The following is a 7,096-nucleotide window of genomic DNA, read 5'->3' on the forward strand; positions in this document are numbered from 1 at the left end:
GCGCCGATGATAGTGCTGCAACCAGTGTGAAAGTAGGTTATCGTCAGGCTAGTTATAAAGAAAAACCCCGTCGAGCTGAAGCTCGGCGGGGTTTTTGCTTTCCGGCTCAGTCGCAATCCTCGTGCATTGTCGCAGCACCCCCTCGATTATCGTCTGTCTAATACTATCAAGCCACAGTACAGTGTTGGAATGAATTGAGAGATACCGAACATGGACTACGAGCAGCTTGCAGCACAGCGTCGTGCACACCCGGCCTGGCGGCTACTGGCAGCCGATCATGCACCGATGATCGCCAGTTTCCTCTATGCGAGCTTCATCGCCCCGAATATTCGCACCTGTGCGCAGGAACAGCTCGTGATTCAGCTCGACGACCACCTTTTTCACCTGCACGAGCTCAGCGGCGAAGGCCTCTTTCCAAAAGCCGCCGCTTCCTATCTCGATGATTGGGCGTCGGACGAGCGGGGATGGCTGCGAAAATACTATCCCGAGGGAGAGGATCAGCCGCATTACGACCTGACTTCTTCCGCCGAAGGCGCGATCGCGTGGCTGCAAGGACTCGGCCAACGCAGTTTCATCGGCACCGAATCCCGCCTGATGACGGTATTCGACTTACTCAAGCAGATCGTCGACGGGACCGAACTCAATCCGCGCACGCGCATCGCCGAGCTCCAGAAACGCAAGGCCGATATCGATGCCGACATTGCGCAGATCCGGGACGGGCGACTCGCATTGATGGAGCCCGGCCAGGTGCGCGAACGCTTTTTGCAGATGGCGTCCACCGCGCGCGAGATGTTGTCCGATTTCCGGGCACTGGACCAGAATTTTCGAACGCTCGACCGTGGCGTACGTGAACAGATCGCCACCTGGGATGGCGGCAAGGGCGAATTACTGCAACAGGTATTCACCTGGCGCGACCAGCTCACCAATTCGGACGAAGGCAAAAGTTTTCGCGCCTTCTGGGACTTGCTGATGTCTTCCTCGCGCCAGGATGAACTGAGCCGGCTGCTCGATCGGGTCATGGCGCTCGCACCGATATGCGAGCTTGCGCCGGATAGCCGGCTGCGACGCATCCATTACGACTGGCTCGAAGCCGGCGAGCTCACCCAGCGTACGGTGGCGCGCCTCTCCGATCAACTGCGGCGCTACCTCGACGACCAGGCCTGGCTCGAAAACCGGCGTATCATGGAACTGATCCGTAACGTCGAGCAGAAAGCGCTGGCCCTGCGCGGCCAGATTCCCGAGCAGGGCTTCGGCGCCATCGATGCACCGGCTCCGGACCTCGGCCTCCCGATGGAGCGCCTTCTTTATACGCCCCCATTCAAGGCTGCGATCCGCGAAGTGGCCATCGACGAATCGGACGCGGCGATCCTCAGCGACGCCTTGTTCGATCAAGTCTATGTCGACCAGGCGCGCCTGCTGTCCGCGATTCGGCGCGCCTTGCAGGACCGTCCGCAAATCTCCCTGGCCGCGCTGGTCGGCATCGCCCCGATCGAGCAGGGCCTGGCCGAGCTGGCGACTTACCTGAAGCTGGCCGCCGACGACGCCGGCGCCGCCATCGACGACGAGCGTACCGAACAGATCGACTGGATCGACGCCGACGGTCGCGGGCGGCGCGCCATCCTGCCTCTGGTCATCTTTACCCATCGCGAGCACGGTACCGAATGAACGACGACGATCAACTGGGACCCACCCTCATTGCCCTGTTCCAGGGCGTGATCTACCGCGAGGCTGGCGCCGCGCCATGGCAGGCTTTGCTCGACCTGCAGGCGCGCGTGCGCGACTACGCCGGCGTCATCGGCCTCGAGCTCATCCTCGACGAGGCCGAAGGCTATGCCTACTTGCGCCAACGTGAACAGGCGCCGGATGCCCCCGGGCTGCCGCGCCTGGTGCAACGCCGTCCGCTGAGCTTTCCCGTCAGCCTGCTGCTGGTCCTGCTGCGCCGCAAGCTGGCCGAATTCGACGCCACTGGCGGCGATACGCGGCTGGTCGTGAGCCGCGACGATATCGCCAACCACATGCGCCTGTTTCTGCCCGATAGCGCCAACGAAGCGCGCCTGTTCGACCGCATGGAAACGCATTTGAACAAGGTGGTCGAACTGGGCTTCCTGCGCCGCCTGCGCGGACAGGAAAACCAGTACGAAGTCAGGCGAATTCTCAAGGCCTTCGTCGATGCCCAGTGGCTCGACGATTTTGCGGCGCGCCTCGACAACTATGCGCAGCATGCCGCCGCGCTGGACGATAAGGACCGCGCATGAACTCGCCATCCGGTGTCGACGCCAGCCTGCCGCTCACGCAACTGGAACCCGCGCCCGCGTTCGAAGCCCCCGAACGCGCCGGCTTTCGCCTGCACCGCTTCGAGGCCTACAACTGGGGCACCTTCCACGGGCGCGTGTGGAAGCTGCATCCGGGGGGCGAGAACATGCTGCTCACCGGCGATATCGGCTCGGGCAAATCGACCCTGGTCGATGCCTTGACTACCTTGCTGGTCCCGCACAACAAGATCGCCTACAACAAGGCAGCCGGCGCTGACGCCCGCGAGCGCTCGCTGCGCACTTACGTGCTTGGCCACTACAAGTCGGAACGCGGCGAGACCGGTTCCAATGCGCGTGCGGTTGCCCTGCGTGATCACCACAGCTATTCGGTCCTGCTGGGCGAATTCCGGAACGAGGGATTCGGGCAGACCGTCACGCTGGCCCAGGTGTTCTGGCTGAAGGACCCGCGCGGCCAGCCCGAACGCTTCTACGTCGTGGCCGACGCCAGCCTGTCGATCCAGGAGCACTTCACCGGCTTCGGCAGCGACATCGCCCAGTTGCGCAAACGCCTGCGCGCCACTGCCGGCGTCGCCTTGCACGACAGCTTCCCGCCTTACGGCGCCGAGTTCCGGCGCCGCTTCGGCATCGCTTCGGAACAGGCCATGGACCTGTTCCACCAGACCGTGTCGATGAAATCGGTCGGCAACCTGACCGAATTCGTGCGCGAACATATGCTCGAGCCGTTCCCGGTACAAGCGCGCATCGATGCCCTGATCAGCCATTTCGACGACTTGAACCGCGCTCACGAGTCGGTCCTGAAGGCGCGTGCGCAGATCGATCATTTGCTGCCGCTGAGCGGCAACTGCGAACGGCATGCCGCACTGGTTGGCGAGGTGGCCGAATTGCGCGGCTGCCGCGATGCGCTGCGCCCATGGTTCGCCGGCCTCAAGGGAGAACTGCTCGACAAGCGCCTGACGCACCTGGAGGCGGAAGTGGAGCGCGCCAGTGGCAAGCTCACCCAGCTCGAGCGGCTGCGCCGCAACCATGTGCAAAGCCGCGACGAACTGACAGTTGCCATCGCCGCCAACGGCGGCAACCGCATCGAACAAATCAGGAACGACATGCTGCGCCTCGAGACGGCACGCCAGGAAAAGAGTGCCCGGGCAGGGCAGTATGAACACATCGCGTCGGCGCTCTCCTTGCCCGGCCCCGCCGACGCCGGCACCTTCGAGGCCAACCGCCGCGCCATCGCGCAAGGCCAGGCCGACTGCATCGCGCAGCGCGACGAACGCAGCAACCGCCTGACCGAGGCCGGCGTGACGGTCCGCGAGCTCGGACGACTGCACGGCGAGTTGACCGGCGAACTCGAGTCCTTGCGCCAGCGCCGCTCGAATATTCCGCGCCAGATGCTGTTGGTACGCGAAGCCTTGTGCGAGGCACTGTCGATCGCGCCCGATGCGCTGCCTTTCATCGGCGAATTGATCCGCGTGCGCGAGGACGACATCGCCTGGGAAGGCGCAGCAGAGCGCCTGCTGCATGCTTTCGGCCTGTCGCTGCTGGTGCCCGAGGCGCACTACGCGCAGGTGGCGGCGTGGGCGGACCGTACGCATCTTGGCGCGCGGCTGGTGTATTACCGGGTGCGTCCCGGCGTGCCCGCCGAACCCCGGGCATTGCATCCGCGCTCGCTGGTACGCAAGCTGGCGATCGAACCCGCCTCGCCTTTCTATGCATGGATCGAGAACGAATTGGCCCGCCGTTTCGATTATGCCTGCTGCGAAAATATGGACCAGCTGCGCCGCGAGCAGCGCGCGATCACCGCCAACGGCCAGGTGAAGTCGGGCGGCGAGCGGCACGAAAAGGACGACCGCCACCGGATCGACGACCGTACGCGTTACGTGCTCGGCTGGAGCAACGAGGCGAAAATCGCAGCATTGGCCAAACAGGAGCGCGATCTGGGCACCCGCGTGCTCGCCCACGCCGAGCAGATACGCGCGCTCAAGCGCGAAGTCGCCGATCTGGACGCGCTCAACGGTCTGTGGCAAAAGCTCGGCGTCTACGCCAACTTCGGTGAGCTGGACTGGAAGCCCCTGGTCGCGGAAATCGACCGCCTGGCGCGCGAACGGGAGGCGTTGGCCGCCTCGTCCGACCTGCTGCGTACCTTGCAAGAGCAGTTGCAGGAGTTGGGAAAAGCGCAGGCGCATGCCGACGAACAGTACCAGCTCGCCACCAGGGAGCAGGCAACCTTCGCCGAAAAGCGCGAACAGGCGCGCAAGCAGCGCGAGGAGTGCGAGCAGCTTGCCGGCGACATCGACAGCGCAGCGGCAGCCGTTCTCTTTCCCGCGCTGGCTGTGCTGCGCGAACAGGCGCTAGGCGCGCATACGCTGACAGTCGAATCGTGCGACAACCGCGAACGCGACATGCGCGAGTTCGTGCAAGCGCGTATCGACGCCGAGGGCAAGAAGATCGAACGCCTGCGCGATGCGATCATCTCGTCGATGCAGGATTACGTGCGCGCCTGGCCGCTCGACGCGCGCGAAGTCGACGTCTCGATCGACGCCGCGGGCGAGTTCCGGCGCATGCTCGATGTGCTGCAGGCGGACGACCTTCCACGCTTCGCCGGACGTTTCAAGGAACTCCTCAACGAAAACACGATCCGCGAGATTGCCGGTTTCCAGTCGCAGCTCAAGCGCGAACGCGAGACCATCCGCGAGCGCATCGACACGATCAACGCCTCGCTGCAGGCCATCGATTACAACCCGAACCGCTACATCGCGCTCGAGGTGGAGCCGAGCCAGGATGCGGATCTGCGCGACTTCCAGCACGACCTGCGCAGCTGTACCGAAGGTGCGCTGACCGGCTCCGCCGACGAGGAGTACACGGAAGCGAAATTCCTGCAGGTGCGACGCATCATCGAGCGCTTCCGTGGCCGCGAGGGCAGCGCCGAGATGGACCGGCGCTGGACCCGCAAGGTCACCGACGTGCGCAACTGGTTCGTTTTTTCCGCTTCGGAGCGCTGGCGCGAGGACGATCGGGAACACGAGCACTACACCGACGCCGGCGGCAAATCGGGCGGGCAAAAGGAAAAGCTGGCCTATACCGTACTGGCCGCCAGCCTGGCATACCAGTTTGGGCTGGAATGGGGCGCAGTGCGTTCGCGTTCGTTCCGCTTCGTCGTGATCGACGAGGCCTTCGGGCGCGGTTCGGACGAGTCGGCGCGCTATGGACTGGAGCTGTTCCGGCGCATGAATCTGCAGCTGCTGATCGTCACTCCGCTGCAAAAGATCCATATCATCGAACCGTATGTCGCCGGCCTCGGCTTCGTGCACAGCGACGAGGGCCGTCAATCCATGCTGCGCTACCTGAGCATCGAAGCGTACCGCGCCGAACGCAGCGCGCGCGGCGGATGAGCGGCCGGCGTACGACCCAGTGGTCGACGCCTGACGACATCGTCGCCGGCGTGAAAAAGCTGTGGGAAAGCGGCGCCCTGCTGGCGGCCCGCCTCGATGGACGATCCTTGTTCCCCTATGAGTTTCGGCTGCGGCAACCTGGCGCCGCCGACATGGGCGAGCAGTTCGACGCGGTCCGCAACTGGATTGCCGCCCTGTCGGGAACCAGCCGCGACCGCAAGGGCTACGGCTATGAGCTGGTCTGGCGCGACATCAATCATCGTCAGCTCGGACGCAACCGCCTGCCGGCCGCAGCGGTGATACCGACCGAGGCCGATGCCTTGCGCATGCTCGGACGCGGCAGCGATGCGCGCCGCTTCGAGCAGCTCGCCGGCACCACGCTTGCTGCATTCCCGGCGCTGCGGCCCTGGATACACGCGCATGCACTGGTGCTGATCGAGCAGGGCGACACCTGGGCGCAGGTACTGGCAGTGCTTGCATGGTTCGTGCGCCATCCGCGGCCTGGAATCTATGTACGCCAGCTCGATATCGCCGGCGTCGACACCAAATTCATCGAGGCGCGCAAGTGCCTGTTCGCAGAGTTGCTCGACCATGTGCTGCCGGCCGAGGCGATACTGGCGAGCCAAGTCGGCCCGCGTCAGTTCGAAGCGCGGTATGGCTTGCTGACCAAGCCGCCTATGATTCGTTTCCGTCTGCTCGATGAGACGCATTTTATCGGCGGTTTGTCGGACCTCACCGTGCCCGTGGCTCAGTTTGCATCCCTGCAAAGCCAGGTGGCGCGCGTCTTCGTGACCGAAAACGAAGTGAACGCCCTTGCCTTTCCCGATGTCCGGTCAAGCATGGTTGTGTTCGGCGGCGGCTATGGTATCGACCGCCTGGCTCAGGTGGACTGGCTACGCGACAGGGAACTGCTGTACTGGGGCGATATCGACACCCATGGCTTTGCCATTCTCGATCGCTTGCGGGCGAACCTGCCGCACGCCCGCTCCCTGCTGATGGATATGGACACCCTGCATGCGCATCGCCACTTATGGGGCGCGGAAGAGATGGACAAACGCTACACCGGGCAACTGACGCGCCTGACACCGGCCGAGCAGCACCTGTTCATTGCGTTGCGCGAAGACCAATTGGGCGTACGCCTGCGCCTTGAGCAGGAAAGGGTCGGATATACATGGGCAGTCAATGCGATTCGCACGGTCACTTGCGACAACGGATGAGCTTGGCTATAATTCGCCTCCTGCTGAAAACGACCACGAAACACAGTGTTGCGTCGACGGCAGGAAGCTGCGGAAAACGCGGAGCACGAAACAAAAGAAGTTGACGACAAACGCGAAACACCGCATAATCTCGCTTCTCTGCTGCTGACGAACAAAACGATTCGCAGAACACGGCAAGGCAGTACCAGACAAGTTCTTTAACAATTAACAGTCGATAAGT

The 7,096-nt window shown here is 63.6% G+C and carries 5 protein-coding genes; 4 read left to right on the forward strand and 1 reads right to left on the reverse strand.

Annotation, left to right across the window (positions count from 1 at the left end):
• The first annotated feature begins 210 nt into the window (after positions 1-210).
• From ACFPOU_RS14685 to ACFPOU_RS14700, 4 genes are read left to right on the forward strand one after another with little or no spacing between them, the layout of a single operon-like run.
• Positions 211-1,665, forward strand: a complete 1,455-nt coding sequence (locus ACFPOU_RS14685) for a DUF3375 domain-containing protein (protein WP_379722527.1) — start codon at positions 211-213, stop codon at positions 1,663-1,665.
• The gene (locus tag ACFPOU_RS14690) at positions 1,662-2,255 is read left to right on the forward strand and encodes a DUF4194 domain-containing protein (RefSeq protein WP_379722530.1); all 594 of its coding nucleotides are present in this window, start codon (positions 1,662-1,664) and stop codon (positions 2,253-2,255) included. Before ACFPOU_RS14685 ends, ACFPOU_RS14690 begins: the two co-directional genes overlap by 4 nt.
• Positions 2,252-5,659 carry an ATP-binding protein gene (locus ACFPOU_RS14695; RefSeq protein WP_379722533.1) on the forward strand — a complete coding sequence of 1,136 codons (3,408 nt, stop codon included), beginning with the start codon at positions 2,252-2,254 and terminating at the stop codon, positions 5,657-5,659. Before ACFPOU_RS14690 ends, ACFPOU_RS14695 begins: the two co-directional genes overlap by 4 nt.
• On the forward strand, positions 5,656-6,876 hold the full coding sequence (locus ACFPOU_RS14700; RefSeq protein WP_379722536.1) for a Wadjet anti-phage system protein JetD domain-containing protein: 1,221 nt from the start codon (positions 5,656-5,658) through the stop codon (positions 6,874-6,876). The genes ACFPOU_RS14695 and ACFPOU_RS14700 overlap by 4 nt, the downstream gene beginning before the upstream one ends.
• Here the strand turns inward: ACFPOU_RS14700 and ACFPOU_RS14705 are convergent.
• The coding region (locus tag ACFPOU_RS14705) for a hypothetical protein (RefSeq protein WP_379722539.1) at positions 6,857-7,096 on the reverse strand (240 nt) is incomplete at its 5' end. The two genes, ACFPOU_RS14700 and ACFPOU_RS14705, sit on opposite strands and share 20 nt — an antisense overlap.

Source organism: Massilia jejuensis (genome assembly GCF_042656795.1).
In the GTDB taxonomy this organism is placed as follows: Bacteria; Pseudomonadota; Gammaproteobacteria; order Burkholderiales; family Burkholderiaceae_D; genus Telluria; species Telluria jejuensis.